This is a genomic window from Flavihumibacter sp. (genome assembly GCF_036676075.1).
GTDB lineage: Bacteria > Bacteroidota > Bacteroidia > Chitinophagales > Chitinophagaceae > Flavihumibacter.
The window spans coordinates 127,959-150,639 of the sequence record NZ_JAKFDQ010000009.1 but is presented as its reverse complement, the minus strand read 5'-3'; the positions used below and the strand labels follow the sequence as shown (position 1 = coordinate 150,639).

Below are 22,681 nucleotides of genomic sequence, written 5' to 3'. Positions count from 1 at the left end.
TCCCGACGTGTCTACGCCGGGGCTTTTTTCTTTTCTATCCATTTGATTTTTCATTACAATTCTCAATGATCTTTGCCAGCACTGATTTAGCGATTTCTATTTCCTCCTGACTGATCCCCTGAAGTGCAATGAAACGGTTCTTCGCAACTATTGGCTGAATGGCGACCAGGAGGTCATCGCCAGCCGGACTCACAGTGAGTTCTGATTCCCGTCGATTGCGATCATTGCCAAGGCGGAATAGAAGTCCCTTCCTTACGAGCAAATCAACTATTCGGGTTATTGATGCATAGTCTTTAAATACAGCTTCTGCAATCTGGTGATGGGAAAGTTCGGGCTGATCCTGAATCATCCTTAAAACAAGCAACTGGTCGAGGGTAATATCCCCAAAACCGGCGCGTATATTTCGCTGCGCATATTGACGATAGTCCCTGATTGCCTTTTCAAGAAAATAAAAAAAGGTCACCGACAGCTTCTCTTGTGGCATTTTTATTTTATTTGACCCAAATATATTTGATATATCAATTTTGTTTTTTTAATTTTATAAAGCAGGGGTTGTGGAATTTTAATTTCTCTTAACTTTTGTTTACGAAAACAATCGTATATTCGAAATCAAATCACCTGCTATGGCTGCAACCAGATACATCAAACCAACTGAAAGTGAGCTGGAAATTCTCCAGGTACTCTGGGCTAAAGGCCTGGCCAGTGTCCGGGAAGTACATGAAGAGTTGTCACAAACCAAAGATGTGGGATACACAACTACGCTCAAACTAATGCAGATCATGAATGAAAAAGGATTGGTGAAACGCGATGATTCTGTAAAATCACATATTTACCAGGCAGCTGTTAGTCGTGAAAAGACCCAGAAGCATTTGTTAGGAAAAATGATAGATGGACTCTTTGGGGGTTCACCTACCCAACTAATACTTCAGGCCCTGGGTAACCATAAGGCCTCTGAGCAGGAATTACAGGAAATACAGGATTTATTAAACAACCTTAAAAAGCACTGATATGCCGCATCTGCCCCAGGCAATGTTTCTGGAGGCGCTGGGCTGGTCACTTCTGAACAGTTGGTGGCAATTTGGGATTCTGTGGGTATTGTATCTGTTTTTGAAATGGCTCCTGCCGCTACGGTCAGCCGCAACCCGCTATAATCTGGCGAGATTACTGCTGGGCATAGGGGTCATATGGTTTGTGGTGGGATTATTACTTCCATTAACCCGGGATGCAATCCCCACTCCTACGATTTCACTACACAATGATGAATTAGTGCAAACCTTTTATCAGTGGCGGAATAATATCTCGAAAATCCTTCCCTGGTTATCTTTCGCCTATTTGATCTGGCTGGTATTTAGTTGCATGGGATTGTGGCGATCATTCTACCACAATGAAATAATTCGTTCAAAAAGGTTGGAAAGAGCACCAGTTGAGTGGCGTTTGTATCTGCAGGAAATGTGCGGACATATGAATATTTGCCGCTTTGTGGATATTAAAGTCTCTCACCTTATTGATATACCAGTAATAACCGGTTGGCTTAAGCCAATTATATTATTGCCTGCTTCACTAGCCAGCCAACTATCTCCTGATCAGGTAGAAGCCATTTTGATTCATGAACTGGCACATATTAAGAGAAATGACTATTTCTGGAATATCCTGGTTACAATTGCCGGTATGATTTTCTTTTTTAACCCTTTCGTCAGGTGCTTAATTGGAATTATTCAGGAAGAAAGAGAACATGCCTGCGATGACTGGGTATTACAATTTCCTTTCATCCCCCATGATTATGCGATCGCATTATTGAAATTGGAACAGGATCGCAATATTCGTTCCGGTCTACTGCTGGCCGCAGGAGGAAATAATAAGCAATTGCTTCTGGCAAGGGTTCAAAGAATGCTTAACATACCGATAAATAATTCAGCAAGAAAGTCTTACATATATATTCCAGTATTATTTATCGGCATATTAACAGCAGGAGTAAGTATTCAACCACTAATTAAACCAGCTTACACTTCTTCCACGATTTTAGAGCCTGATAATATAGTAACGCACGAAATACCACGGGCCATTACAAGCGCCACAAATGATCTTCCTGTAAAACCAGCATTATTGCCAGCTACCGTCACGAAAAAATCTTTCTCAAACCCTTCCCGAACATTAATTCCTAAAAAGGGAGAAACAGATCTTCAGGCAATGGTTGAAAAGCCCATTCCCGATCACCAACAAACGGACACCTCTGTTTTTAAAGTACCGGTAGTTACTGTTAAGCAAACTACCGAGTACGCCAGTATCATCGCAGTAAGAGCCGTTGAACGCATGGAGATCGACTTTACCCTGAGTACATCGCCGGAACCCATATTACCAGAGACAATAACCTATGGCGCAAGGCTCCCCTATGTTCCAAGGAACAGTTTCCAGGCACTTGACCAAATAGATACAACCACACAATCCAATAGGATCAAGAGTGCCCGAAGCATGAAACTCCCCGGAACAGTGATTCATTTTTAAGCTTATTGACTTTGATATCATCCTGCTAACTTTTCATTCGCAGCTGGGCCAACACAAAACAAAAGGTCGAGGATCGACAAGCCCGGGATAAATCCTACCCTGTCCTCAAACACCTGTCTATACCTGAGCACTCCATCCTGGTTTCCTGATAACTGATCAAGGGTTGAGGGACGAATAAGATTTCTCTCATCCACCATTTCTGCACCGTTGAAACGCTCCTGAATTTCACTTTCATTATGCAGATCTACCATTGTCAGCCCAACCTTTTTACCCAAACATTTCTCCATCCATTCAAAACAGGCAAAGTTCCAATCTATCAAAAATTGAAAAGGTCTTGAGTATAAGTCTGCCAATTCGTCGCGATAATACTCAAACCAGGGGCTTCTGTTATAACATGATATTATGGCCCGTAAATGTTCAATTGGCCATCTGCCAGGTACAATCTTCAAGTCGCGATAAAGTTGCTTTTCATTTCGGGCATCACTCACCGGTACCGACAGCGTAAGCCTTCCATCACCACTTGCAAGCCACAATCGGTTCCTAAAGCTCATCTTTGAATGTGCCTCATATAAATGAATTATGACATTTTTATATTTATATGCATTTATATACCAATTAACACTTGCAAAATATTGTAAATCAGTTATTAATACTTTTGAATTACCCATGATTGTCATACATTTTAAGAATAGCAAATTTTTACCTGAATAATGTAATATTCCCCTGTAAAATAGAACTTAAAATAAATTGATTTATGCTGTTATTAATTGTTAATCAATCTAATGAACATAATATTTAAATACTAAAATTTATAGTTTATGAATATTTACTTTAAATGGGAGATAATTAGGGGATTTCCCAAATTTATTGGCGTTAAAGATAGTCCAATATTGCAAATTGAATTTGCTGATAATTGACCTTTCCCCTATTTTGCCGGTATTATGATCAAACAGAAACGTTCTCGCTGTAAATGGCTTAAATTGATAATGGTAGCACTCCCTATTCTGGTAATGGCAGGTTGCCGGCAACCCGAGATACCCGAATACCAGGCTTTTGAGAACTTCAGGATCAATTCCGTGGGATTAAAAGAATCTGTCGTTTCGGCAGACCTTAAATATTATAATCCGAATGATTTTGCCCTTCAACTTAAAGGGGCTGATCTGGGTGTTACGCTAAATAATAAAGCTGTAGGGAGAAGTATTTTGGATACGCTAATTACAATACCCAGGAAAGACACCTTTCTATTGCCAGTTAAAATGAAGGTGGATATGAAGCAGCTATTCAATAATGCACTTGCATTATTAGTGAATTCGGAGATTGACGTTAAAGTAAATGGTACAGTTAAACTGGGGAAGTCGGGGGTCTTTTTTAATATGCCCGTTAACTATTCGGGTAAGCAGCAGGTGCAATGGTGATGTGGAGGGATGGAGGGATGGAAAGAACTTAATCGTATGTTACCGGCATTAAAAAAGCTACCGTAATGCGGTAGCTTTTTTAGTATGATTTCTCAATTGCCTATTGACTATTGCCTGTTGTCCATTGCGAATTATTGCTTCATCCCTCCCCCGTCTTCAGGTTTTTTACAACACTTTGGGAGCTTTTTATAGCTCTCTTCATTGGCAGTGACATCATCAGCATCATAGCCTACATTGGCAATTGCCGTTTTAATGTTTTCTACATTGGTACGATCGGTATAAAAGCTCACCTTGGTCTGTTTGCGCTTATAATCAACTGTTGCTTTGGTAACCCCATCTTCCCTCAACAGGAAGGATTCTATTTTCTTTTTACAACTCTCACACTGAACCGATGGTGTACTTATTGTAACTGTCTGAAGGGCTTTTTTCGCCTGGGCCATAACTGTGCCCCCAATGGCAAATAGGGCCAGAACCAACATATAGATCTTCTTCATGAAAATTATTTTGAGCTAATTTACTAAACTCCTGTCCAGTTAGCCGGGTCTTCGCGCCAATTTAACAATATGGGTTCTACTGATGCGCTAATTATTCCCTTCTCCAATGCAAGCTGTATAAGATTGCTGTAGTTGGTAAGTGAGCGGTAAGGTACACCTGAAGCCTCAAAAGCCTTGTCAGCCACCGCAAATCCATAAGTGAAGATAGAAACCATACCTACCACCTCTATGTTAGCTTGCCGCAATACATCCACTACCTGTAAACTGCTCTTTCCTGTAGATATAAGGTCTTCAATGACTACTACCTTCTGCCCCGGCTCATAATATCCTTCAATTTGGTTACCGAGACCATGCTCTTTGGGTTTAGGACGAACATAGATATAGGGAAGCTTTAACTGATCTGCTGCCATTGCCCCCCAGGCTATCCCTGCGGTAGCTACTCCGGCCAGCATGTCGGCCTCCGGGAAAGATTCAAAAATGATATTACACATTTCGGATTTAATGAAATCACGCACATAGGGAAAGGATAAAACCCGGCGGTTATCACAATAAATGGGGCTTTTCCAGCCGCTGGCCCAGGTAAATGGATGTTCGGGACTCAACTTCACAGCATTACATTGTAACAACTTCTCAGCTACAGCTTTTTCGTTCGACTTCATAGTATCTTTATTTTTAAACCGCCGCAAAAATACCCATAGCCTTTATGTACATCAAAATCTATTTTGGCGATAAGCCTCTTTTCTTATGTGATGAGATTGCCCCTGAGCTGGAACCTTATCTCCACCATGATGATGCAGTTTTTATAGATGAATTTTCTACTCCGGCGTTAAAATCGATGATTTATGAAATGGATCTCCCACATATTCATGCGGGTATATTAAAACATAATGACCTGAAAGCGCTGAAATTGGCATTCTGGAAAAAATTCACGCTTATAAAAGCTGGTGGTGGAGCAGTTTGGGATAAAGATGGTGCGATTTTGTTTATTTTCCGACGGGGGAAATGGGATTTGCCAAAAGGCAAACTGGATGAAGGAGAAACTATTGAACAATGTGCCATCCGTGAAGTGGAGGAAGAAACAGGACTTAAAAATCCTGTAATAACAAAACCATTAATAACCACGTATCATACATACTATGAGAGTGGTAAGCATATTCTGAAAGAATCTTTCTGGTTTGAAATGAAAGTGGATGGGAAACAGGTACTCAATCCCCAGACAGAAGAAGATATCCATGCCATCAAATGGTTAATGCCCTCCGGATGGAAAGAGATCATGGAGAATACTTTCCCAAGTATCAGGGATGTTCTGGATGAATTGAAGAAGGTGTAATAGAGTCCTGATCTTTCCTTTTAAGAATTGCTACGGTAATTCTGCTTATACAAATCAGTCTGCCTTTCTCGTCTTCTATACGAATTTCCCATACCTGGCTGGTAGCGCCTCGATGCAGGGCCTTTGTGGTACCCGTTACATACCCTGACCTTGCACTTCTTACATGATTTGCATTGATCTCCATTCCTACGGCAATGAACTTTGAACTGTCCACACTCATTGCTGCTCCAACACTTCCCAATGTTTCGGCAAGGGCAACAGATGCTCCTCCATGTAGTAGGCCATAAGGTTGCCTGGTACGGTGATCAACAGGCATACGAGCACTGATATAATCCGGACCTACTTCAATCCATTCTATACCAAGGTGATCACCCATCGTGTCTGTCGATAATAAGCGTAGCTGCTCAATGTTGAGACCGGGATCGAACCAAATAACGGACATGATTAGCTGCTTTTTTGTAAACTATTGAATACAACATCGGGAATGAAAGGTGATGCGTCACCATTATTACGAATAATATCGCGCACAATGGTAGAGGCAACGGATGTATATTTAGGCTCACCCGTGAGGAAGATGGTTTCAATTTTTTTGTCCATCGTGCGATTTGCATCTGCAATCGTCTTCTCATATTCAAAATCACTCACATAACGGATCCCCCTCAGGATGAACTGCGCACCGATATCCTGACAGAATTTTATAGTGAGTCCCTCATAAATGGCTCCTTCCACCTGTGGTTCCCCTTTGAATATTTCCCTGATCCAGAGTAACCGCTGTTCTGGTGAAAACATGGGTGCTTTGGCTGCATTAAGTCCAATACCGATGATGATCCTGTCAAATAATGGGAGCGCCCTTGTAACGATGTCAACATGACCGAGGGTAATAGGATCAAATGTTCCGGGAAACAAGCAAATACGCTCCATAATCAGAATTTGTGTAAATAATTATTAATGACCTCAAGCCTTACGACTCACCTCTACCTGCCAGCAGGTATAAAACTGCCATACGGACGGCTACCCCATTTTCCACTTGTTGCAGAATCAGGCTATGATGGCTATCAGCCACATCACTGTCCAATTCAACTCCGCGATTAATAGGCCCTGGGTGCATTATCAGTATCTCCTTGTTAAAGTTATCGAGCATACTTTTTTTAACACCATAGGCCAGATTATATTCACGAAGGGATGAGAACAACACCTGGTTCTGTCGTTCCAGTTGTATCCTCAGCACGTTGGCAACATCACACCACTCCAATGCTTTTTTCAGGTTGTACTCTACCCTAACATCAAAAGCCTCTGCCATATGTTTGGGGATCAGTGTGGGAGGACCAGCTACCGTAACCTCAGCTCCCATTTTTTTAAGCAGGTAGATATTACTGAGGGCAACCCTTGAATGCATAATATCTCCAATTATAGCGATCTTACGCCCTTCCAGGGTGCCTAGTTTTTCACGGATTGAAAATGCATCAAGGAGCGCCTGTGTAGGGTGTTCATTGATACCATCACCCGCGTTTACAATGGCGGCAGGAATATGTTTGGCAAGAAAATGAGGGGCTCCGCTGGCACTATGGCGCATCACAACCATATCAACCTTCATGCTTAGGATATTGTTCACCGTGTCTAAAAGCGTTTCGCCCTTAGAAACGGAAGAACCACTGGATGAAAAATTGATTGTATCGGCGCTAAGCCTTTTTTCGGCAAGTTCAAAAGATATCCTTGTTCGGGTGGAGTTCTCATAAAAAAGATTGACTATAGTCACATCCCGGAGTGAGGGTACTTTCTTGATAGGTCTCTGTAATACTTCCTTGAACTGTGTGGCAGTGTCTAAAATGGTCTGGATATCCTGCGGTAGAAGGTCTCTAATGCCAAGAAGATGTTTTGTGCTAAGTTGCATTAGGGTGCAAAGTTAATTGTTACAGTAATACCACTTCATCCTTTCCTTCATTTTCCTGCCAGCAGACTTTAACTTTCTGCGAAATGATAGAATCTATGGCCTTACCGGAATAGTCGGGTTGGATGGGTAACTCTCTGCTGAAGCGCCTGTCAATAAGTACACAGAGCTCCACTTTACGCGGACGACCAAAATCAATCAGTGCATCCATGGCTGCCCTGATGGTGCGACCCGTATATAAAACATCATCAATCAGCACCACATTTTTTCCCTCAATGGAAAAGGGGATATCGGTTTGATTTGCAATATGAAGCTCGTTTCTGACATCATCACGGTAGAAGGTTATATCCAGAATTCCATATTCCAAACTGGTATCTGGAGCAATGGCTCTGATCTCTTTAGCAATACGGTTGCTGAACCACACCCCACGGGGCTGGATCCCTATTATGCAGGTATTGCTGAGATCATCATTATTTTCGAGAATCTGGTGACTAAGCCGCTTGATGGTTATGGCAAGCTGCTGATCACTTAGTATGGTTTTCAATTCTTCAAATTTCAGCTAAATTAATGTATCGTCCTTTTAAATAAAAAAGAGCCGCAAGCGGCTCCTTTAAAAAATTGTAAGGGGGCATTAGTTTCCACCACTACCAAAGGTATAGAACACACCTACCTGAATTACACTGTTTTTAATGTTTGGTGTTTCACCCTCAAAGTCTTCAGCGATATTGCTTAGGCCAAGATTATAACGGGCATTAACTCCAAAACCAGCAGGAAGTTGATAACCAAGTCCGAATCCCCAGGAAAAATCCACTCCTTTAAATTCATCTTTGATATCTACATCTTCATCTTCAAACTTAAATTTTGCAGATGTAAGAAATCCAACCTGTGGACCTGTTTCCACAAAAAAACCTGAAGTAGTATGATACTGGAACATCACCGGAACATTGATATAATTAAAGTTCAATGATGCATCACCCTCTGTATCATCCTTAGCACCTTGCATGGAATAAACCAATTCAGGCTGAAGTTTGATACTCTCTGTAAGAGGCAAACGCGCAAAAAGGCCAAGATTCAATCCAACTTTAGTTTTGGCGTCTTCAACATCATCACCAGTAAGGGTAGCAAAATTTGCACCTGCTTTTGCGCCAAACTGAACCTGTGCATTAACTGCACCGGCAGTAGCAGCAAACATAAAGACCAATAAGAATTTTTTCATGATAAGTAGATTTTTTGTTACTCGAAGGTATAAACGAAAAGGGTTCTCAATTATTTTCAAGGACCGTTATTTTTGGGATATTTTTTGCAGAAATCAATTAATGATCAATTGAAAAGGGATCATGAATACTTTATTTCCCTCCACCCACATTAAAGTTATATCCCAACCTGAGCCCAAAATGATTCAATTCCTCACTGTCTTTTGTAGCACTCTGGTACCTGAATCCAATATCAAATGCCTGGTTGATCACATATCCAAGTCCGATAGCCCAGGTGAATGCCGATTCGGAATCAGATTCACTTTCATCCATAAATTTTATTTTGGAATTGTAAATACCCAAGCCTAATTGGGGCTCAACGTAAAAACCACTAAAGTTCTGGCGATATCCAAGCAATAAAGGAATAACGCTGAAACTTCCATCAACATCAATCCCAATTTCATCATCATTCCATCCAAAAGAAGTGTAACCGGTTGTAAAAGTCAATTGCCCATTGGTTCCAACTCCTAACAGGCCTTTAACATATCCACCAAAGCCAGTTTTAACCCCATCGGCGAAATCTCCGGTAGGAAAGGCAACATCGACACCGATGCCTAACTGATTATGACCTTTCTGAGAAAATGCGGGGATTGTGCAAAGGTAAATTGCACAGAGAAGTAAGAGCTTTTTCATACATGTTGGTTTAGGATTTATGTAAAATAATCACCATATTAAGTTACGAAATTTCCAGGCACGAATATGTATAATAAAAAAGAGAAGCGTTTAGGCGCTTCTCTTCTACTATACACTGTTATATACTGTTATCAGGATTCCTGCAGGAATGGATACCCGAAATCTGTTGGTGGATTATATGTTTCTTTGATGGTTCTCGCGCTAAGCCACCTATAAAGGTTCAACATTGAACCCGCCTTATCATTAGTACCACTTGCACGTGCGCCTCCGAAAGGTTGTTGACCTACAACTGCTCCAGTGGGCTTGTCATTTATATAGAAATTACCGGCAGCGTTTCGAAGTTTGTTGGTGGCCAGTTCTACTGCACTGCGATCAACCGAAATTATTGATCCGGTTAAAGCATACGGTGAAGTGCTGTCTACAAGGTCAAGTGCTTTTTCAAACTGGTTGGCATCGTACACATAGATGGTAAGAACTGGTCCGAACAATTCTTCGCACATGGTAACATACCTGGGATCTTTCACTTCAATAACTGTCGGTTCAATAAAAAATCCTTTTTTCTTATCGCAGTTCCCACCTACCAGGATCTTCGCTTTTCTATCTTTCCGGGCATTATCAATATACTTCTTAAGTTTATCGTAGCTTTTCTCATCAATAACTGCATTCACAAAATTGGTGAAATCTTCGACGGTTCCCATCTTCATACGAGATACCTGATCAACAAGTTTTTTCTTAACTGCGTCTGCAATGTTGGAAGGGATATATGCCCTTGAAGCTGCAGAACATTTCTGTCCCTGGTATTCAAATGCACCACGGGCAAGTGCTGTTGCAACAACATCAGGATCTGCACTTCTATGTGCGATAACGAAATCTTTACCACCGGTTTCCCCTACTATTCTGGGGTAGCTTTTATACTTTGGCATATTAGCTCCAATGGTTGCCCACATATGATTGAATACTCCCGTAGAGCCGGTGAAATGTACGCCTGCAAAATCGGGATGATTGAAACATACTTCACCAATAGTAGGTCCATCAACATAAACAAGGTTGATAACGCCGTCTGGCAAACCTGCTTCCAGGAGAATGCGCATAAACATTTGGGCAGAATAAATCTGTGTATTGGCAGGTTTCCAAACAACTGTATTACCGCACATGGCTGCTGAGGTAGGCAGGTTGCCTCCAATAGCTGTGAAATTGAAAGGGGTAACAGCAAGTACGAATCCTTCCAGTGGTCGCCATTCCATACGGTTATGCATACCTGCTCCGCTAATCGGCTGTTGCTTATAAATTTCACTTAGGAAATGAACATTGAAACGGAGAAAGTCAATGATCTCACATGCACTATCAATCTCTGCCTGATACACACTTTTGCTTTGTCCAAGCATGGTTGTACCGTTCAGGTAAGGGCGATATTTTGTGGCAATCAGGTCAGCGGCCTTAAGAAATATTGCAGCACGCTCTTCCCAGGTCATTACCGACCAGGAAGCTTTTGCTTTTAGTGCTGCATCAATCGCTTGCTGCGCATGTTTCTTTTCTCCCGCATGAAAATAACCAAGAACATGATTTCTTTCATGCGGAGGATGGATACTTACTTTATTTCCGGTGCGTACTGCTCTACCTCCAATATACATTGGTATATCCGCTTCTTTTCTCTTAAGCTCAGCCAGCACTTTTTTTAGTGTTGCTTTCTCGGGTGAACCGGGAGCATAATTCAATACCGGCTCATTGGCGGGCATAGGGTATGAGAAATAACCTAAACTCATGTTAGATTTTTTTATTTATTAATTAGAAGGTACTTCGTCAGCCTGACTCATCAGATAAGCTTTAATAAAACCATCCAGTTCTCCATCCATAACCGGCTGAACGTTACCCACTTCAAAATCTGTTCTGTGGTCTTTAATCATTTTATAGGGATGGAATACGTAACTCCTGATCTGGCTACCCCACTCGATTTTTTTCTTGGTAGAGTTGGTTGCATTCTTGGCTTCTTCCCGCCTGCGTAGTTCTTCCTCATAAAGGCGGCTTTTCAACATCTGCATTGCCTTTTCGCGGTTACCTAGCTGGGTACGCTCCGTTTGGCAGATTACCACAATACCGGTAGGAATATGCGTCAGCATCACTTTTGTTTCAACTTTGTTCACGTTCTGTCCACCTGCACCCCCACTCCGGGCCGTTTCCATTTTTACCTCACTATCTTTTATTTCTATCTCAATGGTATCATCTACCAGCGGATAAACAAATACTGAAGCAAATGAAGTGTGTCGGCGTGCATTGGAATCAAAAGGGGAAATACGAACGAGACGATGTACGCCACTTTCTCCTTTGAGGAATCCATAAGCAAAAGGACCATCAAACTGGAATGTTGCACTTTTAATACCGGCGCCATCACCATCCTGCCAATCGAGTTCAGTAACTGTCCAGCCCTGTTTTTCCCCGTACATTCTGTACATGCGTGAAAGTATCTGGGCCCAGTCCTGGCTTTCTGTTCCTCCTGCCCCACTATTGATCTGTACAACAGCAGGCAATTCATCTTCAGGTTGGTTAAGAGAACTCTTGAATTCAGCCTCTTCAATCATCTCGAGAGCCTTGTCATAAGCCTCTTTCACTTCCTCTTCAGATGTTTCACCAGCTTTCCAGAAATCATGCAGAATGGCAAAATCTTCCACGGCCGTATCAACATTGTTGAACAGGCCGAGCCAGTATTCCTGAACTTTAATCTCTTTTAAAATGGCAGTGGCCCGCTGGTTATCATCCCAGAAGCCGGAGGCCAGGGTTAGTTGTTTGTCTTGCTGGAGTTTGTCGTTTCTATTAGCGACGTCAAAGAAACCTCCTTAGAACCGAAACCCGCTCCCGTAATGTTTTCAAATTTTCTTGTGTCATAGAGGTTGCAAATATATTGTGAAAAGACCTATTTTCATGGCATCAAATGTTAACACTATGAAGAAACTCTCCATCCTTATCACCACCTTGCTGGTGCTGGCCTTTGCTCCGGTTATGTTTGCAGTGGCAACTGAGCCTGTGAAGATGTCTACAGAAAAACCGGCCACCAATCCCGACCTGGCTGCCCAGGCTGAATTGGAAAAAGCGGTTGCAGAATTTAACGGACTGAATAAAAAAGAAAAAAAGAGCCGTTTTAAGGAAGTTAAAAAAATGATCAAAGACCTTAAGGCTGATAAAAAAGCCGGCAGGTTAATGGATGCAGACACCAACCTTATATTGTTGGCGATCCTGGCTATTCTACTTCCTCCTTTGGCCATCTACCTAAAAGAAAGAGCGCTTACCTGGAAATTCTGGGTGAGTCTTATTTTGATCCTGCCAATCTTCTTTGGTGGCTGGTTCCTATGGCTGGCGGCCGTTATTCTGGCCCTTCTTGTTGTTTTTGATGCTATCTGACCAACTCATAATTCAGGGGAGTGGTAACCACCGCTCCCTTTTTTTATTTCCTTGCTGCGTTAAGGCTTTCCTAAAGGTTGCGGAATTAACAAGTACTGTCATCCCGTAAGGGATGGCAATCGTAAATTGCATTGTTATCATTAAAGTCACTATGAAGCGATTGAATTTATACCTAGGATTAGTGCTTCTCTCCCTTTCGCAACTGCTCCCGGGTTGTGCACAGAAAGAAAACCCAAATAAAAGCATGAGTAATGATGTCGCCTATGCCGGATACAGGCCCGGTACTGATACTGCCACCCTTGGTGCAGGATGTTTCTGGTGCGTGGAAGCCTTATTCCAGCAATTAGACGGTGTTCATAAAGTGACTTCTGGTTATTCCGGAGGCCATGTGAAGAATCCCACTTATGAACAGGTTTGTGCAAAGAATACAGGTCATGCAGAGGTTATACAGATCGTATTTGATCCCGCTGTAATTACGTTTGATGAACTCCTGGAAGTTTTCTGGCAAACACATGATCCCACCACCCTCAACAAGCAGGGTAATGATGTTGGCCCCCAATACCGAAGTGCTGTATTTTATCACAATGAGGAGCAGAAAGAAAAAGCATTATACTATAAGGACCAGCTCAATAAAAGCGGTGCATGGAAGGATCCAATTGTCACAGAAATAGCGCCTTTTACAGGATTCTACGTAGCAGAAGCCGAACACCAGAATTACTATTTAAACAATGGCGCCCAGCCCTATTGTTATTTTGTTATTCGTCCTAAAGTGGAAAAATTTGAAAAGGTATTCCGCGATAAATTGAAACGTACAAACCAGGCTCAAACGAATAAACAATAGGAAAAAGCTCCTATTGTTTATTTAACCTTATTATACCCACCGCATTCATAAGTTTCATAACTATGAAAGTGGGGTCCATCTCAAACCATTTACGCGCAAAATTTGGATTGGTGCCCTGCTTGTGATGATTATTCTGAAACAATTCTCCCAGCAGGAATATTCCCCATGGCTCCGAGTTTTTTGAATGGTCGCCATTCTCATAATTCGCATATCCATATTTGTGACCACACCAGTTAACTATTGCACCCTGTATTGGACCCATCAGGAAATGTATTGGCAGCAATAGGAACCACCAGAAACTTGGTGCGAAAAATACATATATAAGCGTATAAATTATCCCGAAACTCAAGCGCACTATCCAATGATCTGCAAAGCGATCAAGCTTTTCCCAAACAGGTAGATATTCTTTAGTGAATTGCTCTTCCGGCATATTGGTGCGTGTCACGAAACTGTTATAGATATTCCGCGTATGCATCATCATCCCCCATACATCTTTAAAAAAATGCGGACTATGCGGATCTTTCTCTGTATCACTATACACATGGTGCATGCGATGCATAACCCCATAAGCCCGGGGAACAAGATATGATGAACCCTGCGTGATCCACGTACCCAGATAAAATATTTTCTCCCAGGTTTTACTTGTTGTATACATCTGGTGGGAACCATATCGATGCAGGAAAAAAGTATGGAAAAACAAAGAGAGGAACCAATGTGTAAAGAAGAAAATGAGAATAACTGCCATGCTGCACTATTAAAGACAAAAATTAAGGTGCAAAGTTACAACATTAAAATAAATTTATCTAGTTAAAACTGTTGTCCGGAGCTCTAAAAGATTAAGTGCATTGGGATAAAATCCTGATACTCCGGGCTGTACTAACCGGATTACCTCATCATACCATAAAGGAACTACGGGCGCATCATTCATTAAAATAGCGTCCATCTCCTGATACAAAGTATATCTACTGCTATCATTTGGTTCCTGCAACGCTTTTTCATATAATTGGTCGTAGTCTTTATTCTTATACCGTGTATAATTTGGTGGGGCTGGATTCTTTGAATAAAATACACTGAGATAATTTTCTGCGTCAGGATAATCTGCGATCCAACTGCCGCGAAAAAAAGCCGCAGTTCCTTGTGCAGTTTGTTCAAGCAAGAGGCTCTTCTGTACTACTTCCACTTTAACAATAATACCAGTCTCTTCAAGTTCACGGGCTATATAACTTGCAAGGTCTGCATATATTGGAATGGTTAGCAGGGTGATGGCAGGCAGTTCCTTGCCATCGGCGAATCCAGCCTTTCGAATCAATTCTTTGGATCGCTCCGGATCATATGAATACCCCTTTACTTTTTCCGCATTAAAAGATGGTAAACCTGCAGGTATGAATCCACTTTCAGCAGCCAGGCCAATTGAATTACGCAGATAGAGCATCATTTTTTTACGGTCAAATCCGTGATTGATTGCCTGCCTGATTTCGCGGAATCGTAATGGAGAATTTTTCATTGCAGAATTTGTGCTATCAACAAGGATACCCAGATATTCAGTATTAAGGTATGGATACTTTGAAAGGATAATTCTTCCCTTCCAGTCTTCCCGCAATTGTCCCCGCTTGCTTAGAACCTCATCTTTAAAGGAGGGATCAATATCATTTATGAAATGCAATTTTTTCTGTCTGAACAAAAGAAATTCAGTTGCTTTACTATCATAAAAACTAACCTTTATTCCAGCAAGATAAGGCAGCCTATTTCCAACGCTGTCAATTTCAAAATAGTTCTCGTGTTTTCGCATTATTAGCGACTGCCCTTCTTCCAAAGCTATGAACCGGAAGGGTCCCGACCCCACAGGGCGTTCCCGGAAATTACTACCATAATGTACAACAGCTTCTTGTGGAATAATTGAACAGTATTGCATACTTAGTATACCCAGAATTGGAGGAAATGGACGGATCAGTTCAAGCTGAAATACTGAATCATTTAAAGCCCTGAAACCATTCTCCCTCTTCACACGATCATTGAATATCCATGCCCCACTGCTTGAGGTTACGGGGTCCATAATCCTATTGAGACTGTAAACGACATCCTTTGCTACTAGTTTCCGGCCTTTGCTGTTTGGGAAGCATTCATTATCATGGAAGAAAACATCTGTTCGGAGGTTGAAAGTATATGTAAGCCCATCTTCTGAAATCTCCCAATAGCGGGCTACAGATGGTTTTATCTTCAATGCTGAATCTACTTCCACCAATGTGCTATATAATTGATGAACAGCCCACATGATACTTTGATTCTTAGCAAACGCCGGATCTAAGGAGGCAATACCGGATGATTCATTATATAGAAAAAAACCTTCTTCCTGCTTCCCGGTTCTACTGCAGGAAACCAGGAAAACAAACAATCCGGCGAACAACAGAATTAAACAGTTATGTTTATTTTGCATCTATGCAACTTACATCAATCGCCAGATCATTTATCACATCCCTTATCACATTTTCTATTGCATTGGGTGCTACAGCCCAGATCGGAACAGGGAACGCCATTCCAACAAGGCAGGATAGTCTTAGAGGCAGTATTAATAATGAACGTTCATGGTGGGATGTAACACGATATGATATCAGTGTTACGCCCAACTATGCCGGCAAGACCATCAGTGGTAAGGTTATCATGAAATTTACAGTCAAGGAAATAGGGAATATGATGCAGATAGACCTGCAGCAGCCCATGCAACTGGATGAGGCTTTTCTAAATGGAAAGGAGTTGAAATTCAACAGAGAGGGAAATGTTTATCATATAAACATAAACGAGGTCCTTGAAAAGGGTTCTTCACAATCTATCAGTTTATCATTTTCTGGAAAACCTACTGAGGCCATCAGGCCTCCCTGGGATGGTGGATGGATCTGGCGCCAGGACAGTCGTGGTAATCCCTGGATGAGTGTGGCCTGCCAGGGGCTGGGTGCAAGTGTGTGGTACCCCTGCAAAGACCATCAGTCTGATGAACCTGATAATGGCGCATCTCTTGCTATTACAGTACCTGCCGGGCTTACAGGTGTGGGTAATGGTAGATTGCTCAAAACTGATTCCATGCCCGATGGTAGCAGCACCTGGCACTGGGAAGTAACAAATCCAATTAATAATTATAATATCATTCCATATATAGGAAAATACATTCATTGGAGTGAAAAACATCAAGGGGAGAAAGGAGTTCTCGATCTTGATTATTGGGTGCTTGAGGAAAACCTTGATAGCGCAAAAAAGCAATTCAGCCAGGTACATCCAATGATGACATGTTTTGAAAGCTGGTTTGGTGCTTACCCCTTCTACGAAGATGGTTATAAGTTGGTTGAATCACCACATCTTGGAATGGAACACCAGAGTGCTGTTGCTTATGGTAATAAATTTAAGAATGGCTATCTGGGACGCGATCTTTCCGGATCAGGCTGGGGATTGAAATGGGATTTTATCATCATCCATGAAACCGGCCACGAATGGTTTGGCAACAATATCACTACAAATGATATTGCGGATATGTGGGTGCATGAAAGTTTTACCAATTATAGTGAAACCCTTTACACTGAATGCCAGTTTGGAAAAGAGGCAGGAACAGATTACCTGGTCGGCATCCGAAAAAATATTCAGAATGATATCCCAATCATAGGAGCATACGGAGTAAACAGGGAAGGCAGTGGCGACATGTATTATAAAGGATCCAATATGATACATAATATCAGGCAGGTGATCAATGATGATCAGAAGTTCAGGTCATTGCTTCGCGATATGAATAAGCAATTTTACCACCAGACAGTCAGTTCTTCTGTATTGGAAAGATACATTAGTGATTATTGTGGAAGGGACTTTTCGAAAATTTTTGAACAGTATCTGAGAACAACACAGGTTCCGCAACTTGCTTATAAACCAAAAGGCAAAAAGATGCTTTACCGATGGGAAAACGCAGTGCCTGGATTTGACATGCCTGTTAAAGTGATTCTTGATGGTAAGGAAACCTGGTTATCAGCAACAACATCCTGGAAAAAGAAAAAGGGAAATCCGGCTACCCTAAAGGCGGACAGGAATTTTTATATTGCCGTGAAAAAAAGCTAACCGGTTTTATGGTTAATCTATAATCTTCCTGCACCAATAAATCTGCGCCTGTAATAATCTTCGTTAAGGTCACTTATTATTACACCACTTGAAGTTGAGGCATGAACGAATTTGTTGTTTGTTAGATAAACGCCTACATGTGAAACACCACCGCTTGTATTAAAGAAAACAAGATCACCTTGCTGCAGGTATTCAACCGGAATTTTCTGACTTCGCTCGAATTGCTCACGTGAAGTCCTTGGTAGTGTTTTGCCATAAACTGAATTGGCTAAATTGCAGGTAAACCCCGAACAATCAATGCCATTTCGGGTAGAACCACCATACCGGTACCTTGTTCCATACCATTCCTCGATAAATTGAAGTAGTGATAAATTGTTGAGATTCTCAACCGTCTCATTTAACATCACTGCATATTTAAACTGAAGTTCAGTACTGCTTTCAATATTGGTATATAAGCCAGAAGTATTTTTGGATGATGGCCCATTAAGCATTCCGGTATTAGCCTCATTACCGCTTCCAGGTGCTTCGCCACCCGGCGTCATATTAATTGATTCGATAAATCTGGGAGTTGAATGCCTGGTACGTTTCACTGTGGAAGAACCCCTGCCCTCTGCATTTTTTGCAGTGCCGCAGGCTGATGCAATTATGCATACAGTCAGTACATATATGATTTTCTTTAAGGATATCTGTTTTGTCATGGGATGAATTGGTGCAAAAATAACGATTTCTGATTTTATGGCCGAAAGGGGAAAATTTGTTACTTGCAGGACTATGTCCAGCTTCTCACATCTTCATTGTCATACGCAATATTCGCTGCTAGACGGTGCAGCTTCTATACAGTCACTTTATAAGAAAGCGGTTAACGATAAAATGCCCGCTATTGCCATTACAGATCATGGTAATATGTTTGGTGCATTTGAATTTGTTGCGGAAGCGTATAAGCATAAGGGAGAGGATGGGAATCCACTTGTGAAACCTGTAGTAGGATGCGAATTCTATGTGGTAAAGGACAGGCATCGAAAAACATTTACTAAGGAACAGAAAGACCAGCGATTTCACCAGGTATTACTCGCAAAAAATGCAGTTGGTTACCAGAATTTGATAAAACTGACATCCCTGGGTTTTACAGAGGGGATGTATAGTAAATACCCTCGTATCGATAAGGAACTTATAGAAAAATATCATGAAGGTCTTATAGCAACAACCTGTTGTATCGGCGCATATGTTCCGCAAACAATATTAAATGAAGGTGAAGATGCTGCGGAGAAAGAGTTCAAATGGTGGCTTGACATGTTTGGCGAAGATTATTTCATAGAACTGCAGCGTCATGCAATGAAGGAGCAGGAAATCATCAACCAGAGCCTGCTGAGGTTTGCAAAAAAATATAATGTACCCGTGATTGCTACCAACGACAGTCACTATACGGATAAAGATGATGCCAACGCACACGATATTCTTCTCTGCATAAATACTGGTGAAAAACAGAGCACTCCAGGTTTTGACGACTTCGTGAATGATGATGCCAATATCCGGAACAGGCGATTCAAATTTCCCAACGACCAGTTTTATTTCAAGAGCACTGATGAGATGAAAAAACTCTTCAGCGATGTTCCGGAGGCTATTGACAATACCAATATGATCGTTGATCGGGTGGAATTGCTTAACCTGAAAAAAGATATCCTTCTCCCTGCCTTTCCCATTCCAAAAGAATTCCAGGTGCATGGAGATTCCAACCTCAATCAGTGGGAGTTTCTGCGTCACCTGACATATGAAGGGGCAAGGAACCGCTACAACGACCTCACTCCTGCTATCCAGGAGCGGCTTGACTTTGAATTATTCACCATCAAAACAATGGGGTTTGCCGGGTACTTCCTTATTGTGAGTGACTTTATACGCGCCGGACGTGAGTTGGGCGTATTTGTTGGTCCGGGAAGGGGGTCTGCCGCGGGCTCGGCAGTAGCTTATTGTATTGGCATAACCAATATCGATCCCATTAAATACAACCTTCTTTTCGAGCGTTTCCTGAATCCCGATCGGAAAAGCATGCCGGATATTGATACTGATTTTGATGATGATGGCCGGCAGAAGGTTATCGATTATGTTGTTCAGAAATATGGTAAAAACCAGGTGGCTCAAATCGTTACCTATGGTACTATGGCCGCCAAAATGAGTATAAAGGATGTGGCTCGGGTTCTCGATCTTCCTCTTTCCGAATCAAATGCCCTCGCCAAGATGGTGCCTGATAAGCCCGGAATCGAACTTCGCCGTGTCTTAAAAGCTCCTCTAACAGTAAAAGATGGTCCAAAATCATTAGAGGAAAAAGAGCAACTTCAGTCGGAGGACCTTGACAATGTTAAAAAGCTGCGGGAGATCTACAATGGTACCGATATCCGCTCACATGTTCTCAAGGAAGCAGAACGCCTAGAAGGCTCAGTTAGAAACACAGGCTTACATGCAGCAGGTATTATCATCGCACCAGATGACCTGATGAATATTATTCCGGTTTGCACTGCAAAGGATTCGGAATTGCTGGTAACGCAGATTGAAGGTAGTATCATTGAGGATGCCGGTGTTATTAAGATGGACTTCCTAGGGTTGAAAACGCTTACCATCATCAAGAATGCCCTGGCATTGATCAAAGCCAATCACGGTGTAGAGATCGAGATTGATGAAATCCCACTGGATGATCTGAAGACATTTGAATTATATCAGCGTGCTGATACAATTGGGACCTTTCAGTTTGAAAGTCCCGGAATGCAGAAATATCTCCGTGACCTTCGTCCCGACCAGTTTGCCGATCTGATTGCTATGAACGCTTTATATCGTCCGGGTCCGCTGGCATATATCCCAAATTTCATCGACAGGAAACATGGTAAAGAGGCTATCTCCTATGACCTGGAAGAAATGAAAGAATACCTGGAAGAAACATACGGAATCACGGTATATCAGGAACAGGTAATGCTACTGGCGCAAAAGATAGGTGGATTTAGTAAGGGCGATGCTGACGTCCTTCGAAAGGCGATGGGTAAAAAACAAAAGTCAGTACTTGATAAAATGAAGGCTCAATTTGTGGCAGGTGCCGTTCAAAAAGGCCACCCGGCCGACAAACTTGAAAAAATATGGACCGATTGGGAGTCATTCGCACAATATGCCTTTAACAAATCACATTCAACCTGTTATGCATTTGTAGCATACCAGACTGCTTACCTGAAGGCTCATTACCCCTCAGAATATATGGCAGCGGTTCTGAACAACGCGGGCAGCATTGAAAAGATCACATTCTTCATGGAGGAATGTAAGCGAATGGGTCTTGAAGTGCTGGGACCCGACATCAATGAATCATTGAAGGGTTTTGCAGTAAACAAAGGGGGTGCTATTCGTTTTGGACTGGGTGGACTGAAAGGTGTAGGTGAAGCTGCGGTAGAGGGTGTTATAAGTGAACGCCAGCAAAACGGGCCCTACTCCTCCATTTTTGATATGATCAAACGGATCAATCAAAGAGCAGTAAACAAGAAAACTCTTGAAAGTCTTGCCTATGCAGGAGCATTTGATTGTTTCCCTGAATTGCACCGCGCGCAGTATTTTCATATTCCTGCCGGTGATACAACTACCGGGTTAGAAAAGATAATCAAATTCGGTAATGTTTACCAGGCGCAATCGCAGGGCAGTACCAATACTCTTTTTGGTGACCTGCCAGCTGTTTTAGACCTGCCTTCACCAAAGATCCCTGCCTGCGATCAATGGTCGCTCACCGATAGGCTCGACCATGAAAAAGAAGTAACGGGTATCTTCATGAGCGGCCATCCCCTTGATCATTTCAAGTTCGAAATGCGCCATTATAATATTATGTCGCTGGCCGATTTTAATGAAGTCGCAGAGAATCCCCTTCTTCAGGCAAGTGGAAAACAGTTCCGTTTGGCTGGATTAGTAATAGAAGGCCAGCACCGCATGACCCGCACCGGGAGAAATTTCGGATCGCTCACCCTGGAAGATTATTCCGGAAAAACTGAAATAATGCTTTGGGGGGATGATTATATGAGGTTCAAAGATTACCTGGATAAAGGGAAAAACCTTTTTGTAGTGGGCAGCTTTCGTTCGAGATTCAATAGTGAAAAATATGAATTCAAAGTGGAGCGAATAAACCTGCTGGAAACCATTAAGGTTTCTCTGACCAAACAATTGGTGCTTTATGTTGAACCCAGGCATCTCTCCACTGAAATAATCAGCTTTTTGGAGAGCAATATTAGAAAGTTCCCGGGCAAAACAGGCCTGCGAATAAATTTAATGGAACAAAGGACCCAATCAATAACAAGCCTTTATAGTATAGAGAATGGTCTGGAGATGAATGACGAATTGACCGATTGGCTTCTGGATATGCCAGAAATGGAAGTAAAAGTGGATACAAATTAACAGCACTTAACAATTAGGGATGTCATAACAGCTCATTTAAACCAAGGGAACTATTTTTGCGTTCTTATAAAAACAAAACAAACAACAATAATTATGGCATTAGAATTCACCGACGCCAACTTCCAGAATGAAGTACTGGCATCAGATAAACTCAGTGTAATCGATTTCTGGGCTGAATGGTGTGGCCCCTGCCGCGCTATCGGGCCGGTTATTGAGGAACTTTCCAAAGAATACGATGGTAAGGTGAAAATCGGTAAAGTGAACGTGGACAACAACCCACAACTCTCTATTAATTATGGAATTACGTCCATTCCTGCAATTTTGTTTGTGAAGAACGGGCAGGTTGTGGACAAACTTGTAGGTGCCCAGCCTAAGGCTAACTTCATCAAAAAAATAGAAGCACACATTTAATCCGTCTGACGCTCGTCAT

General features: G+C 41.9%; 24 protein-coding genes. 9 read left to right on the top strand and 15 right to left on the bottom strand.

The window, feature by feature from the left end; translation table 11 throughout:
- Window positions 1–34: 34 nt before the first annotated feature.
- The gene (locus tag V6M43_RS09440; protein ID WP_332734632.1) at window positions 35–484 is read right to left on the bottom strand and encodes a MarR family winged helix-turn-helix transcriptional regulator; all 450 of its coding nucleotides are present in this window, start codon (window positions 482–484) and stop codon (window positions 35–37) included.
- 139 nt (window positions 485–623) lie between these two features.
- Between V6M43_RS09440 and V6M43_RS09435 the strand changes: the two genes are divergently transcribed.
- Both V6M43_RS09435 and V6M43_RS09430 read left to right on the top strand, forming a co-directional pair.
- On the top strand, window positions 624–1,007 hold the full coding sequence (locus V6M43_RS09435) for a BlaI/MecI/CopY family transcriptional regulator (protein WP_332734630.1): 384 nt from the start codon (window positions 624–626) through the stop codon (window positions 1,005–1,007).
- A gap of 1 nt (window position 1,008) precedes the next feature.
- Window positions 1,009–2,502, top strand: coding sequence for a M56 family metallopeptidase (locus V6M43_RS09430; protein ID WP_332734628.1), 1,494 nt, complete (start codon window positions 1,009–1,011; stop codon window positions 2,500–2,502).
- Between the two features lie 17 nt (window positions 2,503–2,519).
- Here the strand turns inward: V6M43_RS09430 and V6M43_RS09425 are convergent, their stop codons facing one another.
- On the bottom strand, window positions 2,520–3,170 hold the full coding sequence (locus V6M43_RS09425) for a WbqC family protein (RefSeq protein WP_332734627.1): 651 nt from the start codon (window positions 3,168–3,170) through the stop codon (window positions 2,520–2,522).
- A gap of 273 nt (window positions 3,171–3,443) precedes the next feature.
- Between V6M43_RS09425 and V6M43_RS09420 the strand changes: the two genes are divergently transcribed.
- Complete coding sequence (locus V6M43_RS09420) at window positions 3,444–3,917, top strand: LEA type 2 family protein (RefSeq protein WP_332734625.1); 474 nt, start codon at window positions 3,444–3,446, stop codon at window positions 3,915–3,917.
- 131 nt (window positions 3,918–4,048) lie between these two features.
- On the opposite strand, the gene V6M43_RS09415 is transcribed toward V6M43_RS09420, so the two are convergent.
- Together V6M43_RS09415 and pyrE are read right to left on the bottom strand one after the other, a co-directional pair.
- Window positions 4,049–4,411: a heavy-metal-associated domain-containing protein gene (locus V6M43_RS09415; RefSeq protein ID WP_332734623.1), complete on the bottom strand. Its 363-nt coding sequence runs from the start codon at window positions 4,409–4,411 to the stop codon at window positions 4,049–4,051.
- Between the two features lie 23 nt (window positions 4,412–4,434).
- Complete coding sequence (gene pyrE, locus V6M43_RS09410) at window positions 4,435–5,070, bottom strand: orotate phosphoribosyltransferase (RefSeq protein WP_332734621.1); 636 nt, start codon at window positions 5,068–5,070, stop codon at window positions 4,435–4,437.
- 44 nt (window positions 5,071–5,114) lie between these two features.
- On the opposite strand from pyrE, the gene V6M43_RS09405 reads away from it, so the two are divergent.
- Window positions 5,115–5,741, top strand: coding sequence for an NUDIX hydrolase (locus V6M43_RS09405; RefSeq protein ID WP_332734619.1), 627 nt, complete (start codon window positions 5,115–5,117; stop codon window positions 5,739–5,741).
- Here V6M43_RS09405 and V6M43_RS09400 read toward each other — a convergent pair.
- The 8 genes from V6M43_RS09400 to prfB all read right to left on the bottom strand — a co-directional run bounded on the left by V6M43_RS09400 (window position 5,707) and on the right by prfB (window position 12,395).
- Window positions 5,707–6,183, bottom strand: coding sequence for a hotdog fold thioesterase (locus V6M43_RS09400; protein WP_332734617.1), 477 nt, complete (start codon window positions 6,181–6,183; stop codon window positions 5,707–5,709). The two genes, V6M43_RS09405 and V6M43_RS09400, sit on opposite strands and share 35 nt — an antisense overlap.
- 2 nt (window positions 6,184–6,185) lie before the next feature.
- On the bottom strand, window positions 6,186–6,662 hold the full coding sequence (gene coaD, locus V6M43_RS09395; RefSeq protein WP_039132256.1) for a pantetheine-phosphate adenylyltransferase: 477 nt from the start codon (window positions 6,660–6,662) through the stop codon (window positions 6,186–6,188).
- A 40-nt stretch (window positions 6,663–6,702) separates the two neighbouring features.
- A complete protein-coding gene (locus V6M43_RS09390; protein WP_332734616.1) occupies window positions 6,703–7,632 on the bottom strand; it encodes an aspartate carbamoyltransferase catalytic subunit in 930 nt (309 codons plus the stop codon).
- A gap of 19 nt (window positions 7,633–7,651) precedes the next feature.
- Window positions 7,652–8,173, bottom strand: coding sequence for a bifunctional pyr operon transcriptional regulator/uracil phosphoribosyltransferase PyrR (gene pyrR / locus V6M43_RS09385; protein WP_332734614.1), 522 nt, complete (start codon window positions 8,171–8,173; stop codon window positions 7,652–7,654).
- A gap of 87 nt (window positions 8,174–8,260) precedes the next feature.
- Complete coding sequence (locus V6M43_RS09380; RefSeq protein WP_332734612.1) at window positions 8,261–8,845, bottom strand: porin family protein; 585 nt, start codon at window positions 8,843–8,845, stop codon at window positions 8,261–8,263.
- Window positions 8,846–8,975: 130 nt separating this feature from the next.
- On the bottom strand, window positions 8,976–9,515 hold the full coding sequence (locus V6M43_RS09375) for an outer membrane beta-barrel protein (RefSeq protein ID WP_332734610.1): 540 nt from the start codon (window positions 9,513–9,515) through the stop codon (window positions 8,976–8,978).
- A 131-nt stretch (window positions 9,516–9,646) separates the two neighbouring features.
- Window positions 9,647–11,278 (bottom strand): L-glutamate gamma-semialdehyde dehydrogenase, encoded by a 1,632-nt coding sequence (pruA, locus tag V6M43_RS09370; RefSeq protein WP_332734608.1) that lies wholly within the window; start codon window positions 11,276–11,278, stop codon window positions 9,647–9,649.
- A gap of 18 nt (window positions 11,279–11,296) precedes the next feature.
- A protein-coding gene (prfB, locus tag V6M43_RS09365) for a peptide chain release factor 2 (RefSeq protein ID WP_442902312.1) occupies window positions 11,297–12,395 on the bottom strand; the annotation gives its coding sequence in 2 pieces (ribosomal slippage) (window positions 11,297–12,343 and window positions 12,345–12,395; 1,098 coding nt in all).
- 57 nt (window positions 12,396–12,452) lie between these two features.
- Here prfB and V6M43_RS09360 point away from each other — a divergent pair.
- Complete coding sequence (locus V6M43_RS09360; RefSeq protein WP_332734604.1) at window positions 12,453–12,908, top strand: hypothetical protein; 456 nt, start codon at window positions 12,453–12,455, stop codon at window positions 12,906–12,908.
- A gap of 151 nt (window positions 12,909–13,059) precedes the next feature.
- Window positions 13,060–13,749, top strand: coding sequence for a peptide-methionine (S)-S-oxide reductase MsrA (msrA, locus tag V6M43_RS09355; RefSeq protein ID WP_332734602.1), 690 nt, complete (start codon window positions 13,060–13,062; stop codon window positions 13,747–13,749).
- A gap of 10 nt (window positions 13,750–13,759) precedes the next feature.
- On the opposite strand, the gene V6M43_RS09350 is transcribed toward msrA, so the two are convergent.
- Both V6M43_RS09350 and V6M43_RS09345 read right to left on the bottom strand, forming a co-directional pair.
- Window positions 13,760–14,494, bottom strand: a complete 735-nt coding sequence (locus tag V6M43_RS09350; protein WP_332734600.1) for an acyl-CoA desaturase — start codon at window positions 14,492–14,494, stop codon at window positions 13,760–13,762.
- Between the two features lie 54 nt (window positions 14,495–14,548).
- The gene (locus tag V6M43_RS09345; protein WP_332734598.1) at window positions 14,549–16,183 is read right to left on the bottom strand and encodes an ABC transporter substrate-binding protein; all 1,635 of its coding nucleotides are present in this window, start codon (window positions 16,181–16,183) and stop codon (window positions 14,549–14,551) included.
- A 2-nt stretch (window positions 16,184–16,185) separates the two neighbouring features.
- On the opposite strand from V6M43_RS09345, the gene V6M43_RS09340 reads away from it, so the two are divergent.
- Window positions 16,186–17,841 carry a M1 family metallopeptidase gene (locus V6M43_RS09340; protein WP_332734596.1) on the top strand — a complete coding sequence of 552 codons (1,656 nt, stop codon included), beginning with the start codon at window positions 16,186–16,188 and terminating at the stop codon, window positions 17,839–17,841.
- Between the two features lie 17 nt (window positions 17,842–17,858).
- On the opposite strand, the gene V6M43_RS09335 is transcribed toward V6M43_RS09340, so the two are convergent.
- Window positions 17,859–18,539: a C40 family peptidase gene (locus V6M43_RS09335; protein ID WP_332734594.1), complete on the bottom strand. Its 681-nt coding sequence runs from the start codon at window positions 18,537–18,539 to the stop codon at window positions 17,859–17,861.
- 73 nt (window positions 18,540–18,612) lie between these two features.
- On the opposite strand from V6M43_RS09335, the gene dnaE reads away from it, so the two are divergent.
- Both dnaE and trxA read left to right on the top strand, forming a co-directional pair.
- Complete coding sequence (gene dnaE, locus V6M43_RS09330) at window positions 18,613–22,251, top strand: DNA polymerase III subunit alpha (RefSeq protein WP_332734592.1); 3,639 nt, start codon at window positions 18,613–18,615, stop codon at window positions 22,249–22,251.
- 12 nt (window positions 22,252–22,263) lie between these two features.
- A complete protein-coding gene (gene trxA, locus V6M43_RS09325; RefSeq protein ID WP_442902314.1) occupies window positions 22,264–22,662 on the top strand; it encodes a thioredoxin in 399 nt (132 codons plus the stop codon).
- Window positions 22,663–22,681: the final 19 nt, after the last annotated feature.

Bases quoted from the DNA above. Each gene is read 5' to 3' on its own strand.
- V6M43_RS09440 (WP_332734632.1), bottom strand. From the start codon at position 484: ATGCCACAAGAGAAGCTGTCGGTGACCTTTTTTTATTTTCTTGAAAAG.
- V6M43_RS09435 (WP_332734630.1), top strand. From the start codon at position 624: ATGGCTGCAACCAGATACATCAAACCAACTGAAAGTGAGCTGGAAATT.
- V6M43_RS09430 (WP_332734628.1), top strand. From the start codon at position 1,009: ATGCCGCATCTGCCCCAGGCAATGTTTCTGGAGGCGCTGGGCTGGTCA.
- V6M43_RS09425 (WP_332734627.1), bottom strand. From the start codon at position 3,170: ATGGGTAATTCAAAAGTATTAATAACTGATTTACAATATTTTGCAAGT.
- V6M43_RS09420 (WP_332734625.1), top strand. From the start codon at position 3,444: ATGATCAAACAGAAACGTTCTCGCTGTAAATGGCTTAAATTGATAATG.
- V6M43_RS09415 (WP_332734623.1), bottom strand. From the start codon at position 4,411: ATGAAGAAGATCTATATGTTGGTTCTGGCCCTATTTGCCATTGGGGGC.
- pyrE (WP_332734621.1), bottom strand. From the start codon at position 5,070: ATGAAGTCGAACGAAAAAGCTGTAGCTGAGAAGTTGTTACAATGTAAT.
- V6M43_RS09405 (WP_332734619.1), top strand. From the start codon at position 5,115: ATGTACATCAAAATCTATTTTGGCGATAAGCCTCTTTTCTTATGTGAT.
- V6M43_RS09400 (WP_332734617.1), bottom strand. From the start codon at position 6,183: ATGTCCGTTATTTGGTTCGATCCCGGTCTCAACATTGAGCAGCTACGC.
- coaD (WP_039132256.1), bottom strand. From the start codon at position 6,662: ATGGAGCGTATTTGCTTGTTTCCCGGAACATTTGATCCTATTACCCTC.
- V6M43_RS09390 (WP_332734616.1), bottom strand. From the start codon at position 7,632: ATGCAACTTAGCACAAAACATCTTCTTGGCATTAGAGACCTTCTACCG.
- V6M43_RS09380 (WP_332734612.1), bottom strand. From the start codon at position 8,845: ATGAAAAAATTCTTATTGGTCTTTATGTTTGCTGCTACTGCCGGTGCA.
- V6M43_RS09375 (WP_332734610.1), bottom strand. From the start codon at position 9,515: ATGAAAAAGCTCTTACTTCTCTGTGCAATTTACCTTTGCACAATCCCC.
- pruA (WP_332734608.1), bottom strand. From the start codon at position 11,278: ATGAGTTTAGGTTATTTCTCATACCCTATGCCCGCCAATGAGCCGGTA.
- V6M43_RS09360 (WP_332734604.1), top strand. From the start codon at position 12,453: ATGAAGAAACTCTCCATCCTTATCACCACCTTGCTGGTGCTGGCCTTT.
- msrA (WP_332734602.1), top strand. From the start codon at position 13,060: ATGAAGCGATTGAATTTATACCTAGGATTAGTGCTTCTCTCCCTTTCG.
- V6M43_RS09350 (WP_332734600.1), bottom strand. From the start codon at position 14,494: ATGGCAGTTATTCTCATTTTCTTCTTTACACATTGGTTCCTCTCTTTG.
- V6M43_RS09345 (WP_332734598.1), bottom strand. From the start codon at position 16,183: ATGCAAAATAAACATAACTGTTTAATTCTGTTGTTCGCCGGATTGTTT.
- V6M43_RS09340 (WP_332734596.1), top strand. From the start codon at position 16,186: ATGCAACTTACATCAATCGCCAGATCATTTATCACATCCCTTATCACA.
- V6M43_RS09335 (WP_332734594.1), bottom strand. From the start codon at position 18,539: ATGACAAAACAGATATCCTTAAAGAAAATCATATATGTACTGACTGTA.
- dnaE (WP_332734592.1), top strand. From the start codon at position 18,613: ATGTCCAGCTTCTCACATCTTCATTGTCATACGCAATATTCGCTGCTA.